The sequence below is a fragment of the Streptomyces sp. L500 genome (assembly GCF_054551825.1).
This window is the reverse complement of the sequence record NZ_JBTOLC010000039.1, coordinates 1-17,123: the sequence shown is the minus strand read 5'-3', so window position 1 is coordinate 17,123 and position 17,123 is coordinate 1. Positions and strand designations below refer to the sequence as shown.

Here is a 17,123-nt window from a genome sequence, read left to right as displayed (position 1 = left end):
TTCACGGCACGCGTAGGCGATCAGTATTCGCCGATCGAACCCGCCTTCCTGGCACGGGACATGCCCGTCCGGAAGGTGATCAGCCCGATGGGCAGCATCACCGCCGACCAGATCGCCATGTGCAGCAACGACGGCGCCACCTGCGCCAGATCCGCGTCCACCAGCAGCGACTTGCGGATCCCGTCCAGCGCCTGTGTGGTGGGCAGCGCCCACGCCACGGACTGGAGCCACCCGGGCAGGATCGAGATCGGGTACATGACGCCCGACAGCAGCGTCGTCAGCGTCGTGATGCCCCAGCGCACCGGATCGCCCCGCTTGGTGATGAGCAGGACCCCGCACCCCGCCAGCCCGAAACTCCCCAACGTGACGACCAGCAGCGCGAGAACGGCGATCGTGGCGAAGAGGTTCACCGAGATCGGGATGTCGAAGATCGCGCCGAACACACCGAACATGACCACGGACCCGAGCGAGGTGCCCAGCAGCCCGACGACGCCGGAGTACAGCATCACCCGCGTCAGCGGCACCGGCATCATCACCACCGATTCCAGCGTGCCCGTCCGCTGCTCCATCTGGAGGTGGTTGCTGAACGCGCCGAGGCTGACGGCGACGAAGCCGGTGAACACCGACCCCGACATCAGGAAACTGATGATGTTGCCGCCGTAACCCTGAATTCCCGCGAACGTGTTGCCGTCCTGCAGGAACTTGCCCATGAGGAGGAACTGCACGAACGAGATCAGGGACGTGACCGTGCCCAGAGCGATGGCGGTCCGGTAGGAGCGGCGCTCCCAATAGATCTGGAGTACGTGGACCCCGAACTGCCGGACGGTGTTCACCGCGCGCGCCGTGCTCACTGCGCCTCCTGAAGGGTCTTCGGTTCGACCGTCGGGTCGGACGCGGAATCCGGCTCCGGTTTCGGCAGCGACAGAACGCGGCTGTCCACGATCCGCAGGAATTCGTCGGTGGTCCTTTCCAGATCCCCGTCCGTGTGCGTGGAGAACAGCACCGAACCACCGCCGTCGGCGTGTTCGGCGATGATCTCGTGGAACCTGGCGACGTTCTCGGTGTCGAGGTTCGCCGTCGGCTCGTCGAGCAGGAGCAGCGACGGGCTCCCCAGCAACGCCCGCGCCAGGCCGAGGCGTTTGCGCTGCCCCAGCGACAGCCGCATGAACTGCGTGTCGGCGAACTCCGCGAGCCCCACCCGCTCCAGCAGCTCGGCGATCTCCCGCTTGGCCCGCGCCCCGTAGAGGTCGCGCAGCGACGCGTAGTACCGCAGGTTCTGCGTACAGGTCAGCCGGAAGTAGAAGCTGCGCTCCGGGTAGAGGGAGACGCCCAGATGCGCCCGCGCGGCCACGGGCCGGCGTACGACGTCCTCGCCCTGAACGGTCACCGAGCCCGCGCTGGGCGTGATCAGCCCGCACAGGATCTTCAGGAGCGTGGTCTTGCCCGCCCCGTTCGACCCGAGCACGGGTACGAGCCGTCCTGCGGGAACGGTGAAGTCCACCTCGCTGAACACCGGAGTGGTGGTTTTGCGGTAGGACATCGACATACTGGCGACGGTCAACACGGGACACCTCCGCACAGCATGTACTCGGCGCTGGTGATCCGGTCGGCGCCCAGAGAGACCAGGGCCACCGCCGTACCGCCGGAGCCGGTCAGGAAGCCGGGCGAGTCCGTCGGCGCGCCCTGGACGTTGTCGTTGCGCATCCCGAAGGCGGCGGTCGGGTCGGCCATGGCCAGCAGCCGTTCCAGCGTCTCCCGGCCCGGGCCCGCCCACCGCCGGCCGTGCTGGGCAGCCACCGCGGCGATGTAGCGCTGGACGGTGATCTGCCCGGCGATGCCGTGGCACAGGGACGGGTTGTCGATGTGCCGTAACTCCACCGGCCGCCGTTCGACGGACTCCAGCAGCCGGATCGCGGTGTCGAGGAAGCGCGGGTCCACGCTCGCGCAGTTGGCCAGCGCGACCGCCCCGCCGAGGTTCCCGTAGCACCACGCCGCCCGCGCCAATCCCCGCTGTTCGCCCTGCCGCTCCGGCGGCAGCTTGAAGTAGGGCAGGTCGGGGCCGTAGTCGGTCTCCACCAGACAGTCCGTGATCAGCTCGCCCAAGGCGCCCACCGCCCCGGGCAGCCCGGGTACGGCCGAGCCGCGCGCCGCCGCCAGACCCAGGACGGAGGCGACGCCCGGCACGCCGTGGGCGAAGCCCAGGTTGAGGTAGCCGTCGTGCAGATGCGGGGACCGGTCGCGCTCGATCTCCGTGATCCTGGCCGGAGGCGTCCACAGCCCCAGCGGCGGCGGCACGACGACGAGGCGGCAGAACTGCTCCACGATGCGGTCCGCCGCGTCCCGCCGCCGCTCGTCGGCGTCCCCGGCGGCCAGCAGGTACATCGCGGCCCCGGCCAGCCCCGAGATCACGTCGTAGGCGCTGCTGGCCAGCCCTCCGGAGGGCGGCAGCGCGGCCAGCTGCTCGTCGACGCGGGTGATCAGGGTGGCCTCCACGTCGTGGAGGGCGCGCCGGTAGCGCTCACCGCCGCGCGAGAGGGCGCGCAGCGCGTACGCCACGCCCGCCGTGCCGTTGAACAGCCCCACCCCGAGGTCCACCGCGTGGGTGTAGGCCTCGATCAGGCGCTTGGCGTGGTCGAAGGCCAGCCTGTCCCAGCCGTCGTCCGGGCGCAGCTCGTCGGCGGCGGAGTACGCCAGGGCCATGCCGAGGTCGCCGGGGTCCGTGCCGAGCGGGTGCCACGCCTTGAGGGGCTCCGCCGTGAACGGGTCGGGGACGGTCAGCTCGGCCCAGTCGCCGGTGTGGTCGCGCATCCGGTGGAGGATCTCCCAGCCGGTGTCGGCGGCCGCGCTCCTGAGTGCCTGCGACGCGGGCGGTGAGGCGGGCGCTGTGGGGAGCGGTGAGAGGGTCACCGTTGCTTGGTCGTTCACGGCCGGGCTCCTTCCCTGTGGGCCTGGGATCGTCTGATGGCGCCGGTCAGGAACAGCGCCTGGTATTCGCGGTTCCGGGGAAGGCCCATCCGGTTGGCGAACATGTGCAGGAGGCTCTGGAGGGTCATCGCGCGCAGCCGCCACGGCCTGTCGTCCTTGGCGAGCAGCCGGTTGAGCACCCGCAGGTCGGGCGCGAGCGCGTCGCGCAGCAGCGGGCCCGCCGCGACCGCCGCCTCGGACGGTCGCTGTCGTACCAGGGGTCGTACCGCCTTGCGGAGTCCCGGGTCGGCCGAGGCGAACTCGGACCGGTAGCCGGCGGCGACGATGTCCAGCAGGTCGGCGGTCTCCTCGGCGGTGAGCTCCAGGGCCGCGAGGTAGTGGTCCATCAGGTGGGCCGCGTCCCGCACGATGCGGCCGAGCGTGCCGTCGAGCTTCTCGTCCTCCTCCAGCCGGTACGCCGCCGGCATCGCCTCCGGCGCCATGCACAGCTCCGGGCGGGCGGCGAGGAAACGGGACTCGGCGCAGAAGATCCGTTCGGCGACCGGCATCGCGTCGACGCCGCCGTACCGCTCCAGCTCCCGGACGTAGGTGTCGACGGAGAAACGATGCGCCAGGCCGTCGCGGACGCAGGCGTCGATCACCTCGCGCACCCGGTCGAGCGGAACGGTCGCGGAGCGCACCCGGATCCGCAGGTGGTCGTCCGGATCGGCGTAGCGGATGTGGAACCACTGGTCCGGTACGTCCGCGAGGGCCGCCGCCAGCCGGGTCAGGATCTCCTGTTGCCGCTCCCGGTCCCCGTAAACCCGCAGGTACCACCACTCGGTACCCGGCGGCAGGGTGCGCACGGCGTCGGCGGTGACGTCGAAGCGCGGCGCGGGCGGGGGCGGCGGTACGGGCACGGGGCGCCGCGCGACGGCCGAGAAGACCCCTTCGCTGGCGTACCGGTGACCGTCGCGGTCACGGACGATGCCCATCCGGCCGGGGACGGGCGCCTCCGTGACGCTCTCGTGCCCGTCGGCGACCTCCCGCCGCAGCAGGTCGCGGTGGATCCGGTCGGAGAGGTTCAGCAGGAGGCGGTTGTCCAGCATGCCGATGTACACGTACCGCGGCAGCCCCGCCTCCGCGACCCAGCGCCGCAGCCGCTCGTCCTGCTCGTCGGGCGTCCCGGACAGCGGCGGGACGCGCCACGTCGGCAGCGAGAGGGTCACCCCGCCGAACTCCACCCCGGGCAGGAAGTCCACCAGGGGTTCCATCTCGCCCCAGGTCCAGGCCGGCCGGACGGAACCGTCGAGGGCGAGCTCCTGGAGGAACCGGACGACTCCGGTGGCGATCTCCGGGTTGACGAGGTTGGCCGTGCGGACGGCCACCGGCCTCCCGGTGGGGGCGTGGACCAGATGGAACCGGCCCCCGTCGGCCCCGACCAGCAGATCGGCGAACGCGATCTGTTCGGGACCCCGACGGGGCTCCGACGCGTCGGTGTCCGCGTCCGTGGCCGTGTCCGTGTCCGCGGCCGCGTCGAACGCACCCGTCGTGACCGTGAGCCGGTAGTCGTACACGCTGGGCGCGACGACCACGTTGTTCACCCGCGCCCGGTTGCTGACGTAGTCCAGCTCGCACAGGATCACATCGGGATGGGCCGCCTTCTCGGCGGCGGCCAGCTCGCGGACGTGGGCGCCGACGGCGGGATCGCCGTACGCGAACCTGCCGCTCGCCTTGCCCGCCGGAATCGCCACGCCGATGGGGGAAAGGGTGATGCGCACGTCACCCTCGCCGTCCTCCCCGCCTTCGTCGAGCTGGAAGAACACGTCGTACGTCGTGGGCGGCGTCCCGGGAGCGGGCGGGAACGCGGCGAGGTCGTCCTCGGTGATTCGCACCGTGGTCTCCCCCGTGCGGCGGGCCCGGTCGATCAGCTCGGCCCGCAGCCTGCGGCCGAAGAGGAACACCTCGTCCTCCCCGTACGAGCTCTCGCTCACCCGGTGCGGCGAGCCCGGGTACCCGGCCGGGGCGCCGATGCCCCGCACGGGGTCGAACACGCGGTGCAGCGGCACGAGGGACTGGCCGAACGCCTCGGCGAACCGTTCGGTGTGCCGCTGGAGCTCCGGGAAACGCGCCGACAGGAGCGACATGCGGATCATCGCGCCCACGGCGGCCTCCACCTTGGGCGCCACCCCGGCGGGTACCTGTCCGGACAGCGCCAGGGTCAGATCGACCTGGAGCTGCTCCTGCGTGGCGTGGGCGTCGGTGCGCAACGCGGCGTACACGGCGTCCAGTTCGTCGGCGCCCTCGCCGACACGGGTGGCCCGGTAGCCGGCGACGGCCTCCCGCGCCACGCGCAGCCGCCCGGCCGTCTCACCGTCGGCGTCCAGTCCGGCGCGGGCCCACCGGTCCGCCGGGTCGCTGTCGAACGCAGAGGGGGTCAACTCGTGGATCAGAATGCCGCGTTCGACCAATTCGCCGACGAAGCGGACCAGGACCTCGCCGGGCGCGTCCGGGAACGCCTCGCCGAGGCCCTCCCGGATCTCCGTCAGCGTGACGGGCCGGTCCGCCAGCCCCATGACGTGCCGCACCGGGGGCGTGTACCGGACGCTGGACGTCTCGTGGACCTTCCCGTCCGCCGCCTGGGGGTTCACCATGACCGCGATCCGGTCCCCGGCCAGGTGCGCCGTCGGGTTGGCCACCACCCGCAGCCGGCCGCCGAGTTCGGCGACCGCGCGGCCGGTGAGCTGCTTGAGCCAGGGGAACCCGACGCGCGCGTGCTTGCGGTGCTCGCCGGGCGGGCCCAGGACCAGCGGCTCGTCCCCGAACCCGGCGAGCGCGCTGCCGCCGAAGACACCGAACGGCGTGGTGCGCGTGGCGATGCGGATCGCGTACTTCAGCAGGGCCCGGTGTATCGACCGGACGTTTTTGTCAGCCTCTTTCCGGCCTTTGCTCTCGCGGCCCGGCGACACCGCTTTCCGGTCTTGATCCACGGGACCGTCCGCGGCGGAAAGCAGCGCGTCCACCTGCTCGGCCAGCACCGAGCTGGCCACCCGGACGGATTCCCGGAACACCTCGTCCGCCCAGAGCGCGCGAATTCCCGTCAGCGGGCTTTCGTCGGCGGGCCGGTCCGGATAGAAACCGGTGGAACGAATGGGAGTGCGGATCAGCACGCGATCCGCCACCCGATATGCGGAACTTGCCATTATGAGTACCCCGTCACCCATGCGCAGATACCGTCGCGGCCAGAATGTCGTTGAGGTCCAGCAGTGTTTCGTCCGTGCCGTACCAGGAATGCACGCCCGTCAGATCGAGGATCACTTCGTCCACCCCGGCCGCCGCGTAGCGGGCCAGCCCGGCGGCGATGCCGGACGGGCTTCCGTAGAGGAATCCGCCGCCGGAGATCAGGGCCCGCGCGGCGGCGGCCGGATCGTTCGCCGGTACGTCCACCCCGGCCCGCGCCAGCATGTCGGCGTAGTGCGGCAGGACCAGGTGCCCGCCCGCGGACAGATGGGCCAGCTCGACGGGGTTGCGGCCGCGCCGCGCCACGGCCACCGGCACGGCCGCGACGACGGAGGGGCGGGGCCGGCCCGCGGCCTCCGCTCCCCTGGCCACTTCCGGCAGGACGGTGTCCCGGATGTAGCCGGCCGGCGCCAGCCAGGTGATCGCCACGTCGGCGACCTCGCCCGCCGCCCGGGCCATCGCGGGCCGCAGCACGCCCAGGCCGAGCCGCACCCGCGGATGGGCCACCGGCGGCAGCGCCTCACCCGGGTGGAAGTACCCAATCCCCCCGCCCTTCCCGGAATCCCGGGCGGCCGGAGGGTCCCAGCGCTGCGCGAGGCAGCTCCGGGTGGCGCGGACGAACTCGGCGGCCGCCTGGACGGGCCTGTCGTAGGGGGCGCCGAGCCGCGCCGTCTGCGCCGCGCGGCTGCCCGGCCCGTACCCCATGACGGCCGGCTGCCCGGTGACCGCCGCCACGGTCCGCGCCTCCAGCGCGGCCTGGGCCGGATGACGCAGCGGGGTGACCAGGACGCAGGTCCCGGCCGGGACCGGGTATCCGGCGCCGGCCAGATAGGCGAAGGTCGCGGCGGGCTCCAGCCCGTAGCTCTGGCCCTGCCACAGGCGGGAGAGCTGCGAGTCGTGGGCCACGTAGCGGGCGAACGGCACCGCCTGTTCGACGGTGGCGGGCACGGTGGGGATCAGCAGTGACAGCTTCATCACGGGCCCACCGAGGCCAGGCCGATGCTCCGGAGGTAGGAACCGGACAGCACGGCGGAGAACGGGTCGTCGCCGGCGGCGGTCGGCTCCGCCAGCTCCCACCGGTCGACCAGCCGGCTCGCGGCCTTGATCAACTCCTGGTCACCGGAGTCGAGGACGCACCGGACCAGCCGGTCCTCCAGCGTCTGCCGCAAGGAGACCGCGAACGGGCTGTCGCACTCCGGCAGGCACGGCCCGTGATAGAGCGTCAGCGCTCCACGCACCCGGCCCGCCTTGAGCAGGCCCAGCACCAGCAGCGCGTCGACCGTGACGGGCCCGGCCAGGACGTACCGGCGCACCGGCGCCTCGTAGCGCACGTCGACCCCGAGCTTCCGGGCCCGGTACGCCAGGGTGGGCAGCGTCGAGGCGGAGACGTCCCGCTCGTAGATGCGGTGGTGCAGTCCGTCGCGGCTCATCGAGCCGCCGGCCACGGCCAGGGCCGTGATGAATTCCATCGTTTTTCCGCTGGTGACCGGCCGGCCGTCCACTTCGTAGCGGCCCAGGACGCTGACCCGCAGCCGGGCCGGGATGTCCACCGTTAATTGCGCATCCAGATCGAAGTGCGGCAATGCCTCGGATGCGGAGTTCTCAGATTCTTTCCATGGCGTTTTGCAATCGGATGCCAAATTTGGCACTCGTCCCCCAAACCCCGTTTATGTTGCGACAGAACACCCCGAAGAGCGGCCGGTGCGCCAAAATCGACCAGACCTGATCAAATGGGGCGGTCACATTCACGTTACACGCTATTCACATGGCGCTTCTCGGGTCAACGGGGTATCGCCCACGTCACACCGAGACATGAGCCCTCAACCGTGTGTAGCCAGCATCTTTATCGCGAACCGGACGTCGGCACCCCATTTGCGGTGCATTAAGGGGCCGTTTTCGGCCAAGCCGGCCCCCGTGAAAGCCGTGTGATCGAGGCGTGAATTCCCACTGGCAGCTTGGATCCCGGTGAACGGACCGGCCGTTCCCGCCGACCCGGCACGGGTACCTCATGGAAGGACGAGAACATGTCTGACTTCGACCTCGACGCCAAGGTTCTGAACGACGAGCAGGCCGCCAACAGCCCGATGATCACCAGCATCTCGCTGTGCACCCCCGGCTGCCCCTCGGCCGCGGGCTGCACCACCAGCGTCTGCACCCAGGGCTGCCACATCAGCAAGTAAGCGCGTCTGCACGGGTGTTCGACTGCGCGCCGACGCCGGCGCGGTTGAACACCGACGTGGCCGCGAGTCCGCTTCAGGCGAGACCAGTCCGGGCGCTCCCCCGCACACGGGAGCGCCCGGCTCTTGCGTGGGCGCGACGACCTCGCGCGGCGACGGCGGCGGCAAGGGCCGGCCGTCGCCCGACTGGCGGAGGGCCGAACGGGCGAGCCCGGCCTCACCCAGCCCTATGTCCGTATTGTGGGGATATTCTATGGACTATGACCCAGCCAGGTCGGCCGCTGTTCCGTCGTTCCCCTCACGGTGGATGGTCCCCTGTCCAGCTCTCCCCGGTGATCCTCACCGTGGTCATCGCCGCCCTGGCGTACAACACCCCCAGGCGCATGGCGTTCAGCCGTCTCCTGCCCGCCGCGCCCGCGCTCGCCGCCGCGATGTGGCCCGTGCTCCCCACCGTCCTGCTGGGCACGGTCTGTCTGTTCCTCATGATCGGCCTCAGCATCGTGTTCCCCGGGCTGGGGACGTGGTGGACGGCGGGCGGGATCGTCGCGGTCACCGTGGCCGCCGCGTACGGCAGCCACGTCCGGCTCCAGCGGGAACGGACCCTCTTTCAAGTGCGGCTCGTCGCCGACGCGGCGCAGACGGTGGTCCTGGGGGCCATGCCACGCTGCTTCGGGGGCATCGAGATCGACTCGCTGTACGTCGCGGCCGCGGCGGAGGCCCGCATCGGCGGCGACTTCTACGAGGCGGCCGATACTCCGTACGGGGTCCGGCTGCTCATCGGCGACGTACGGGGCAAGGGCCTGCCGGCGGTGGGGGCGGCCGCGGCGGTGGTCAACTCCTTCCGGGAGGCCGCCCACGACGAGCCGGACCTGGGCGGCGTCGCGCGCCGCCTGGAGGCCAGCAGCAACCGCTACAGCGCCGCGTTTCCCCCCGAGGACCTGGTGGAACGGTTCACCACCGCCCTGCTCGTCGAGATCCCACGCGGTAGGGACAGCGTCAGGGTCCTCAATTGCGGCCATCCCCCGCCGCTCCTCCTCACCGGCGGAGCACTTCGCACCCTCCACCCGAGCGAACCCTCACCGCTGCTCAACCTCGCGGAGCTCATCGGCGACCAGTACACCGTCGACGCCTTCGCCCTCACCCCCGGCGACCAACTGCTCCTCTACACCGACGGCGTCACCGAGGCCCGCGACCTCGACGGCGCCTTCTTCCCCCTGGAGGACTGGATGCGGCGGCAGAACACCGCCCACCCCCGCGAGCTCCTCGACAGCCTCCACCACGACCTCCTCGGCTACAGCGACGGAGGGCTCAACGACGACATCGCCGCCCTCGCGGTACGGGTCGGCTGACGCGCCCCGCCCCCGTCCTTACGGCGTGCGCGCCGCGCCGTAAGGAGGGACCATCGCCCCATGGACCATCGCTCCATGGACCGCGGTCCCGGCCGGCCCCTGCGGCTCGCGCAGCAGGAGGACGCCGACGCGCTGCTCTCGCGCAGCCCGCTCGCCGCCCTCGTCGGGATGCTGCTGGATCAGCAGATCCCCATGGAGTGGGCCTTCACCGGCCCGTACACCATCGCCCGGCGGCTCGGGCACGACGATCTGGACGCGCACGAGATCGCGGCGTACGACCCCGAGGCGTTCGCGGCGCTGTGCGCCGAGAAACCGGCCGTCCACCGGTACCCGGGATCGATGGCCGGACGGGTGCAGCAGCTGTGCCGGTATCTGGTCGAGCACTACGACGGGGACGCGAGCGCCGTGTGGTCCGGGGCGGGGTCAGGGCGGGAGCTGCTGGAGCGGCTCCAGGCGCTGCCGGGGTTCGGGAAGCAGAAGGCGCAGATCTTCCTGGCGCTGCTGGGCAAGCGGCTGGGGGTGACGCCGGAGGGCTGGCGGGAGGCGGCCGGGAGCTACGGGGAGGCGGGCTCGTACCGCTCGGTGGCCGACATCACCGGGCCGGAGACCCTGGCGAAGGTCCGGGCCTACAAGCAGGAAATGAAACGAGCCGCCAAGCAGGCAGCGGTCAAGAAGGCGTGAGGCCGCCCCCTCGGGCCTGCGGCGCGTCGCGCCGCGCCGGGCGGGGAGCCCCGGAAGACTGTCCCCATGAGCAGCGCCAAAGCATTCCTCGAAGGCGGCCCGGACGATCTGCCGGAGCGGGTCGTCCCGATCACCCCTCCCGGGAACGAGCTGAAGGTCCAGTTCAAGGGTGGTTACGAGCACTTCAAGGCCACCGGGCGACACCAGGACACCGCCGAGGGCCGGCTGCGCGTCTTCGAGTGGTGGGAGCGGACCGAGATCGCCGAGTGAGCCGGTGATCTCCGTGGTCCCGGTGGTACGGAACGGCGGGGTGAGCGGACTCCGGGGTCCGCTGTCCGGAATGCGGACCCCTGGCGAAAGAATTCTCGTTCAGGAGTTCCATGCATCACTCCCGGTATGCGGCTGATTGTCGCCATCGCACTGCCGCGCCATGGCTGCGCCGGGAGCCGCTCGCCCGGTAGGCTTTCCGTGTGATCTTCAAGCGCATCGGAAACGGGCGGCCGTACCCCGACCACGGCCGGGAAAGCACCCGCCAGTGGGCGGATGTCGCCCCTCGCCCGGTACGCCTGGACCAGTTGGTGACCACCAAGCAGCAGCTCGACCTCGAGACGCTGCTCGCGGAGGACTCGACGTTCTACGGCGACCTCTTCGCGCACGTCGTGAAGTGGCGTGGCGATCTCTACCTGGAGGACGGGCTGCACCGGGCCGTACGGGCCGCGCTGCAGCAGCGCCAGGTGCTGCACGCACGCGTGCTCGAGCTCGACTGACCCGCCACCGGCCGGCCCGGGGCCTCAGTCACATGGCCGGATATTGACCCTTTTGGGTAGGGGTCCGCGCAACCCATTGATCATCTAGTAGGCAGCGGGTCCGCCCGGCACTACGCTGCGTTCATGAGCATGCTCACCCCTCCTGGCATGGGTGGTAAGTACCGCATCACGGGCCATCGTTTCCCGCATATGCGCCGCGCCCGCCATCGCCGCAGGATCGTGCTCGCCGGCGCTGCCACGGCCGTCGTGCTGGGGCTGGCCGGGTGGGGAACGGTCCAGCTCGTCGACGTCTTCTCGGGCACGCCCGCCACGGCGCGGGCGGCGGCCCCGGCCGCGAAGCGGAACGGCGACTGCAAGAGCGGCTCCGAAGCGGCCGGCGCGGCCGGGCGGAGGCTGCCCCGGGACCTGCCACGGCCCGGCGACATCACCGTCAACGTCTACAACGCCACGCCGCGCGGCGGGCTCGCCAAGATCACGGCGGACGAGCTGGAACGGCGCGGCTTCAGGATCGGCAAGGTGGGCAACGCCCAGGCCGACTACGACAAAAAGGTGAACGGCACCGGAGTGCTGATCGGCTCCCAGGAATCCCTGGAGGCCGCGCTGCGGGTGCTGGGCACCCAGCTCGCCGGGGCGGAGGCGCGGAGCGACCAGCGCGAGGGGCAGGACGTCGACCTCGTACTGGGTGCGGCCTATCAGGGGCTGACGCCGCCGGAGGAGTCCGAGAAGGCGCTCGGGGCGCTGGAGCGGGGTGAGGTGCCGCCTTCGCCCTCCCAGGCGCCGTCTCCGGCGCCTTCCCAGGCGCCGTCCTCGGCGGCGCCCAAGGGGAGCCCACCCGGCAAGTGCTGATGCACGCTGCGCCGCGCGGGGTCCGGTTCAGGGGCCCGTGCGGGCCGGTGGTGGTTTGTGCCCACCCGTTCCGCCCTGCGGAACGACTGCCCACAAACCACCGCCGCTCGTGTCAGCCTGCCGTGCCGTACATGCGGTCGCCCGCGTCGCCGAGGCCCGGGACGATGTAGCCGTGCTCGTTGAGGCGCTCGTCCACGGAGGCGGTGACGACCGTCACCGGGGCGCCCTCGAGCTCGCGCTCCATGACCTCGACGCCCTCCGGCGCGGCCAGCAGGCAGATCGCCGTGACGTCGTCCGCGCCACGGGCGATCAGCTCGTTGATCGCGGCGACGAGCGTGCCGCCGGTGGCCAGCATCGGGTCCAGGACGTAGACCTGGCGGCCCGAGAGGTCCTCCGGCATGCGCGTCGCGTACGTCTCCGCCTTGAGGGTCTCCTCATTGCGGATCATGCCGAGGAAGCCGACCTCGGCCGTCGGCAGCAGCCGGACCATGCCGTCGAGCATGCCCAGGCCGGCCCGGAGGATCGGCACCACCAGCGGGCGCGGGTGGGAGAGCCGGACGCCGGTGGTGGCCGTCACGGGGGACTCGATGCTGACCTGCTCGGTGCGCACGTCGCGCGTGGCCTCGTACGCGAGCAGGGTGACCAGCTCGTCGCAGAGGCGCCGGAAGGTGGGGGAATCGGTGCGCTTGTCGCGCAGGGTGGTGAGCTTGTGAGCCACCAGGGGGTGGTCGACGACGTGGATCCGCATGACATCGACATTAACCGAGCTTTAGGGCACGAGATGCCTTCGACGGTCTGTCGCAGCCCTGGCATCAAACCACCACTAAGGGGGAAAGTGGGCACGTACGCCCGGTCTGTCGCCGGGCGAGGACCTCGGCACGAGGTGGTGCTGCCCATGGCTGGCCGTGACAGGCGGGGATCCGGGTCGGCTGCCCGGACGCCCCGGAAGACGACGGAAGCGGACCCCCCGAAACCGGGCTCTTCCATAGATCCGCCGGGCCCCGACGACGGGCCGGAGAGCGCCGACGACCGCAGACGACGCCGGGCCCAGTTCCTCCGTGAGCTGAACGAGGCCAAGGAGCTGCGCGACCGCGTCCAGCCGCGCCGGGCCCGGGCGGCCCGGATGCGTCAGCAGATGCGCATGCGCACCTTCCGCTGGTGACGCCGATGAGGCCGATGACGCCGGCGACTCCGGTGCCGCCGGTGACCGGCGGACCCGCCCCCGTCACGTCCGTACGGCGCCCTCACGGGCCCCACGTGAGCGACATCTCTCGGACTGCTGCACGACGCAGCGCGGAAGACCTCTCGCAACGCCCAGGTTTCTGCCACGATTCCGAGTGGGCGGGGTGGTCCCCGTCCGACCCGGCACCGCCTATGACCAGTGGGAGAGTCACGGTGTACTTCGCCGCAATGCTCGCGCGCACCGAAGACGGGTGGGAAGCGAGCGACACAGAACTCGACAACGTGGAGACCCTGTCCGACATCGCCGACCTCGCCCGGGAGAGCGCGATCAACGAGGACACGGTCCTGGTGCTCATCGAGCAGGAGGACGCCTGGTTCGGCGTCGTCCGGGTGGACGGCGAGGACGACCCCCGGGTCTACCTCTCGAACGCCGCCGTCGCCAACCGCAGCTCGTACGGGGCGATGCTCGTCGAAGAGCTCGTCGGCCGTGAGGACGACGAGGACGTCGAGCTGGACGCCCTCGACCTCGACGGCACCGAGGACGGCGAACCCGACATCGAGGAGGAGGACGAGAGCGACGACGGGGCGGCCGCCTCCGTCGCGCCCAACGGTCCGCTGGGCGACACCAGGCTGCTGGAGGACCTCGGGGTGGACGAGAAGGTGCTCCTGGCGCTGGACGGGGACGCCCTCACCTCGATCGCCGACGTCCTCGGCTGCACCGAGATCCTGGAGGCCGTCCGCTGACATCCGCCCGGGCGGGTGCGCTCACACTGGTGCCATGAACGAAGCCGTCCACGACTCAGCCGTCCCCGTCCACGACCCGGTGCGCGAGCCCTGGCTCGCCGCCATGCGGGCCGCCCTGGCGGAGGCCGCGGCGGCCCCCGCCACGGGCGACGTGCCGGTGGGCGCCGTCGTGCTGGACCGGGACGGCTCCGTCATCGGCCGCGGCCGCAACGAGCGCGAGGCCACCGGCGACCCCACCGGGCACGCGGAGGTCCTCGCGATCCGCGAGGCCGCGCGGGCCGTCGGCGAGTGGCGGCTGTCGGGCTGCACGCTCGTCGTCACCCTGGAGCCCTGCACGATGTGCGCGGGCGCGATCGTCCTCTCCCGGGTGGACCGCGTCGTCTACGGCGCCGTCGACGAGAAGGCCGGCGCGGCCGGTTCCCTCTGGGACGTCGTCCGCGACCGCCGCCTCAACCACCGCCCCGAGGTGATCTCCGGGGTCCTCGGCGACGAGTGCGCCGAGCTGCTCACCCGCTTCTTCCGCGACCGGTGATCCGACCGGCGACGCGGCCGTTGACGCGGCCGGTGACCAGGACCACACCGCCACGGCCCGGAACGGATTTCAGAGCACGGCCCACCGTCCGCTAAGCTCTCTCTCGGTAGCGTGTCCGAGCGGCCTAAGGAGCACGCCTCGAAAGCGTGTGTGGGGGCAACTCCACCGTGGGTTCAAATCCCACCGCTACCGCTTGATGAACCGCCCCGATCCGGATCTCCGGACCGGGGCGGTTCCTTTTGTGCCCGGCTCAGTCGGCCTTGATGGCGACGAGCATGTTCATCCGGGCCGCCCGGCGGGCGGGCCACAGCGCGGCGAGCACACCGACCAGACCGGACAGCAGCAGGAAGACGGCCAGGCTGCCCCAGGGCAGGACCAGTTCGTAGGTGGCCATGCTCGCGCCGATCTGCTCACCGGCCGCCCAGCCGAAGAAGACGCCCAGGCCGACGCCCAGCACTCCGCCGAAGAGCGAGATGACCAGCGACTCCAGCCGCACCATCCGCTTGATCTCACCGCGGTCCAGACCGATCGCCCGCAGCATGCCGATCTCCCGGCGGCGCTCGGCGACCGACATGGCCAGGGTGTTGACGACGCCGAGCACCGCGACGAGCACGGCCATGGCGAGCAGGCCGTAGAGGATGTTCAGCATCAGGCTGACGACCTTGGCTATCTCGCGGGAGATGTCGTCCTTGCTCTGCACCTGGATGGCGGGGTTGTCGCCGAGGGCCTCGCGCAGCGACTCCTTGTTCGCGGAGCTCGCGCCGCCCTTGACCTTCACCATGACCTGGCGGTCGTCGACCTGGGGCATGTGCGGGGTGACCGTGGCGTTGTCGACCATGATCCCCTGGAACATCTGATTGCCCTTGTAGACGCCGGCGACGGTGAGCCTGCCGTTCGTGCCGTCCGGGTAGGCGACGGCGAACGAGGAACCGTTCTTCCAGCCGTGGCTCTTGGCGGTCTTCTCGTCGACCACGGCCTTGTCGCCCGTGAGGCCGGCGAAGGAACCGGCGCTGAAGCCGACCTTGACGAGCCCGCCGATGGTCCGGCCGTCGACGCCGGTCAGGGAGTCGTCCTCGCCGTCGACGCGGACCGGGGCCTCGCGCAGCGGGCTGCTGGACGTCACCTTGGGGTGGGCGGCGAGCTTGCCGGCGACGTCGGGCGAGAGGGCGTTCATATTGGCCATGACGACCACGTAGTCGGCCTTGATGGCGTCCGCGGCCATCTTGTCGATGGCCTTCTGCACGCTGCCGGCGATCACGGTGATGGCGGTGATCAGGGTGAGGCCGACCATCAGCGCGGAGGCGGTGGCGGCGGTGCGGCGCGGGTTGCGGACCGCGTTCTGCTGGGCCAGCCGGCCGGGCATCCCGAAGGCGCGCAGCACGGGGCCCACGGCGGCGATCAGCGGCCGGGAGAGCAGCGGGGTGAGCACGAACACGCCGACGACCAGCAGGAAGGCGCCCAGGCCCAGCGCGGACTCGCTGGAGGCGCCCGCGGCCACGGCGGCGCCGCCGGCCGCCAGGAGGCCGCCGATCACATTGCGCACGACGAGGGACTTGGCGGTGGCCGTGGCGTGGACGCTGTTCATCGCGGCGACCGGGGGGATCTTCGCGGCGCGGCGGCCGGGCAGCCAGGCGGCCAGCGTGGTCACGACGGTGCCGACGACCAGCGCGGTGATCACCGTGCTGCCGGAGACGACGAGCGGGCCGTCGGGGACGACGCTGCCGAAGCTCTCCATCAGCGGCCGCATCGCGGCGCCGATGCCGATGCCCGCCAGCAGGCCGATCACGCTCGCGACGGAGCCGACGAGGAGGGCCTCGATGAGGACCGAGCGGGTGACCTGGCGCCGGGTGGCCCCGACGGCGCGCAGCAGGGCCAGCTCCTTGGTGCGCTGGGCGATCAGCATGGTGAAGGTGTTGGCGATGATGAACGTGCCGACGAACAGGGCGATGCCCGCGAAGACGAGCATGCCGGTGCGCATGCCGTCCATGGCCTTGGCGGTGGCGTCGGCCTGCTCCTTCGCCAGCTGCTTGCCGGTGGTGGCCTCGGCGTCCTTGGGGAGGACCTTCTCGACGGCGGCCTTCAGGGCGGCCTGGGAGGTGCCCGCGGCGGCCTTCAGCTCGATCTCGTCGAAGCCGCCGGGCTTGCCGTAGAGCTTCTGCGCGGTGGCGGTGTCGAACAGGGCGAGGGTCCCGCCCGCGGAGACGTTGCCGTCGTCGGTGGTGAAGACGCCGGTGAGCTTCTGCCGGAGCACGGGGCCGTCGACGGACATCCGGACGGTGTCGCCGACCTTGTAGCCGCCGCGCTCGGCGGTCTTCGCGTCGAGCGCGACCTCGTCGGCGGCCCGGGGCGCGCGGCCGGACTTCAGCGGGTAGCGGGCGTCCTTGCCGTCGGCGCCGGGGTAGTAGTTGGCGCCGGTGGAGGAGGCGCCCCGGGTGGAGAAGGTGCCGTCCTTGTGCGGCACGGCCGCGAAGCCGCTGACGGAGCCGGTGGCGGAGGCGGCGCCGGGGACCTTGGCGGCCCGGTCGAGCAGGCTCTGCGGAAGCCGGGGGGCCTCGCCCGGGGCGGCCTGGGATCCGCTGCCCTTGTGGGGCCGGACGGCGACGTCGACGTTCGTGAAGCCCTTCTCGGAACTCTTCCGGAAGGCGTCGGAGACGGTGGAGGTGAAGACCAGGGTGCCGGAGACGAAGGCCACGCCGAGGAC

The 17,123-nt window shown here is 71.6% G+C and carries 17 protein-coding genes and 1 tRNA gene; 10 read left to right on the top strand and 8 right to left on the bottom strand.

What is annotated here, in order from left to right:
* Positions 1-20: 20 nt before the first annotated feature.
* Genes ACX9I7_RS26145 through ACX9I7_RS26120 form a run of 6 tightly spaced genes read right to left on the bottom strand, consistent with a single transcriptional unit; the run spans position 21 to position 7,694 of the window.
* Positions 21-851 (bottom strand): ABC transporter permease, encoded by an 831-nt coding sequence (locus ACX9I7_RS26145; protein ID WP_387573395.1) that lies wholly within the window; start codon positions 849-851, stop codon positions 21-23.
* Positions 848-1,561, bottom strand: coding sequence for a heme ABC exporter ATP-binding protein CcmA (ccmA, locus tag ACX9I7_RS26140; protein WP_387573393.1), 714 nt, complete (start codon positions 1,559-1,561; stop codon positions 848-850). The genes ACX9I7_RS26145 and ccmA overlap by 4 nt, the downstream gene beginning before the upstream one ends.
* Positions 1,558-2,925 carry a lanthionine synthetase C family protein gene (locus tag ACX9I7_RS26135; RefSeq protein WP_387573391.1) on the bottom strand — a complete coding sequence of 456 codons (1,368 nt, stop codon included), beginning with the start codon at positions 2,923-2,925 and terminating at the stop codon, positions 1,558-1,560. The genes ccmA and ACX9I7_RS26135 overlap by 4 nt, the downstream gene beginning before the upstream one ends.
* Entirely contained in the window at positions 2,922-6,074 is a 3,153-nt protein-coding gene (locus ACX9I7_RS26130) for a lantibiotic dehydratase (RefSeq protein WP_459388705.1), read from the bottom strand. Before ACX9I7_RS26130 ends, ACX9I7_RS26135 begins: the two co-directional genes overlap by 4 nt.
* Before the next feature lie 46 nt (positions 6,075-6,120).
* On the bottom strand, positions 6,121-7,119 hold the full coding sequence (locus tag ACX9I7_RS26125) for an LLM class flavin-dependent oxidoreductase (protein WP_459388729.1): 999 nt from the start codon (positions 7,117-7,119) through the stop codon (positions 6,121-6,123).
* Positions 7,119-7,694, bottom strand: a complete 576-nt coding sequence (locus ACX9I7_RS26120) for a hypothetical protein (RefSeq protein ID WP_387573387.1) — start codon at positions 7,692-7,694, stop codon at positions 7,119-7,121. The genes ACX9I7_RS26125 and ACX9I7_RS26120 overlap by 1 nt, the downstream gene beginning before the upstream one ends.
* 474 nt (positions 7,695-8,168) lie before the next feature.
* Between ACX9I7_RS26120 and ACX9I7_RS26115 the strand changes: the two genes are divergently transcribed.
* The 6 genes from ACX9I7_RS26115 (at position 8,169) to ACX9I7_RS26090 (ending at position 11,964) form a co-directional block, all read left to right on the top strand.
* Positions 8,169-8,324, top strand: coding sequence for a gallidermin/nisin family lantibiotic (locus ACX9I7_RS26115; protein ID WP_126915190.1), 156 nt, complete (start codon positions 8,169-8,171; stop codon positions 8,322-8,324).
* 257 nt (positions 8,325-8,581) lie between these two features.
* Positions 8,582-9,670, top strand: coding sequence for a PP2C family protein-serine/threonine phosphatase (locus tag ACX9I7_RS26110; protein WP_387573385.1), 1,089 nt, complete (start codon positions 8,582-8,584; stop codon positions 9,668-9,670).
* A 60-nt stretch (positions 9,671-9,730) separates the two neighbouring features.
* Entirely contained in the window at positions 9,731-10,351 is a 621-nt protein-coding gene (locus ACX9I7_RS26105) for an HhH-GPD-type base excision DNA repair protein (protein WP_387573383.1), read from the top strand.
* Between the two features lie 66 nt (positions 10,352-10,417).
* A complete protein-coding gene (locus tag ACX9I7_RS26100; protein ID WP_189456054.1) occupies positions 10,418-10,621 on the top strand; it encodes a DUF5988 family protein in 204 nt (67 codons plus the stop codon).
* A 200-nt stretch (positions 10,622-10,821) separates the two neighbouring features.
* A complete protein-coding gene (locus tag ACX9I7_RS26095; RefSeq protein WP_004929488.1) occupies positions 10,822-11,118 on the top strand; it encodes a type II toxin-antitoxin system VapB family antitoxin in 297 nt (98 codons plus the stop codon).
* 123 nt (positions 11,119-11,241) lie between these two features.
* On the top strand, positions 11,242-11,964 hold the full coding sequence (locus ACX9I7_RS26090; RefSeq protein WP_459388704.1) for a LytR C-terminal domain-containing protein: 723 nt from the start codon (positions 11,242-11,244) through the stop codon (positions 11,962-11,964).
* A 112-nt stretch (positions 11,965-12,076) separates the two neighbouring features.
* On the opposite strand, the gene upp is transcribed toward ACX9I7_RS26090, so the two are convergent.
* On the bottom strand, positions 12,077-12,712 hold the full coding sequence (gene upp, locus ACX9I7_RS26085) for a uracil phosphoribosyltransferase (protein ID WP_229355688.1): 636 nt from the start codon (positions 12,710-12,712) through the stop codon (positions 12,077-12,079).
* Positions 12,713-12,859: 147 nt separating this feature from the next.
* Between upp and ACX9I7_RS26080 the strand changes: the two genes are divergently transcribed.
* The 4 genes from ACX9I7_RS26080 (at position 12,860) to ACX9I7_RS26065 (ending at position 14,614) form a co-directional block, all read left to right on the top strand.
* The gene (locus ACX9I7_RS26080) at positions 12,860-13,126 is read left to right on the top strand and encodes a hypothetical protein (protein ID WP_387573378.1); all 267 of its coding nucleotides are present in this window, start codon (positions 12,860-12,862) and stop codon (positions 13,124-13,126) included.
* Positions 13,127-13,359: 233 nt separating this feature from the next.
* Complete coding sequence (locus tag ACX9I7_RS26075; RefSeq protein WP_358632049.1) at positions 13,360-13,890, top strand: tRNA adenosine deaminase-associated protein; 531 nt, start codon at positions 13,360-13,362, stop codon at positions 13,888-13,890.
* A 34-nt stretch (positions 13,891-13,924) separates the two neighbouring features.
* Positions 13,925-14,422: a tRNA adenosine(34) deaminase TadA gene (gene tadA, locus ACX9I7_RS26070; protein ID WP_459388703.1), complete on the top strand. Its 498-nt coding sequence runs from the start codon at positions 13,925-13,927 to the stop codon at positions 14,420-14,422.
* Positions 14,423-14,527: 105 nt separating this feature from the next.
* Positions 14,528-14,614 (top strand) — tRNA-Ser (locus ACX9I7_RS26065).
* 58 nt (positions 14,615-14,672) lie between these two features.
* Here ACX9I7_RS26065 and ACX9I7_RS26060 read toward each other — a convergent pair.
* A partial coding sequence (locus ACX9I7_RS26060; protein WP_459388702.1) for an ABC transporter permease occupies positions 14,673-17,123 on the bottom strand: 2,451 nt, incomplete at its 5' end.

Bases quoted from the DNA above. Each gene is read 5' to 3' on its own strand.
- ACX9I7_RS26090 (WP_459388704.1), top strand. From the start codon at position 11,242: ATGAGCATGCTCACCCCTCCTGGCATGGGTGGTAAGTACCGCATCACG.
- ACX9I7_RS26100 (WP_189456054.1), top strand. From the start codon at position 10,418: ATGAGCAGCGCCAAAGCATTCCTCGAAGGCGGCCCGGACGATCTGCCG.
- ACX9I7_RS26110 (WP_387573385.1), top strand. From the start codon at position 8,582: ATGACCCAGCCAGGTCGGCCGCTGTTCCGTCGTTCCCCTCACGGTGGA.
- upp (WP_229355688.1), bottom strand. From the start codon at position 12,712: ATGCGGATCCACGTCGTCGACCACCCCCTGGTGGCTCACAAGCTCACC.
- ACX9I7_RS26125 (WP_459388729.1), bottom strand. From the start codon at position 7,119: ATGAAGCTGTCACTGCTGATCCCCACCGTGCCCGCCACCGTCGAACAG.
- tadA (WP_459388703.1), top strand. From the start codon at position 13,925: ATGAACGAAGCCGTCCACGACTCAGCCGTCCCCGTCCACGACCCGGTG.
- ACX9I7_RS26115 (WP_126915190.1), top strand. From the start codon at position 8,169: ATGTCTGACTTCGACCTCGACGCCAAGGTTCTGAACGACGAGCAGGCC.
- ACX9I7_RS26080 (WP_387573378.1), top strand. From the start codon at position 12,860: ATGGCTGGCCGTGACAGGCGGGGATCCGGGTCGGCTGCCCGGACGCCC.
- ACX9I7_RS26105 (WP_387573383.1), top strand. From the start codon at position 9,731: ATGGACCATCGCTCCATGGACCGCGGTCCCGGCCGGCCCCTGCGGCTC.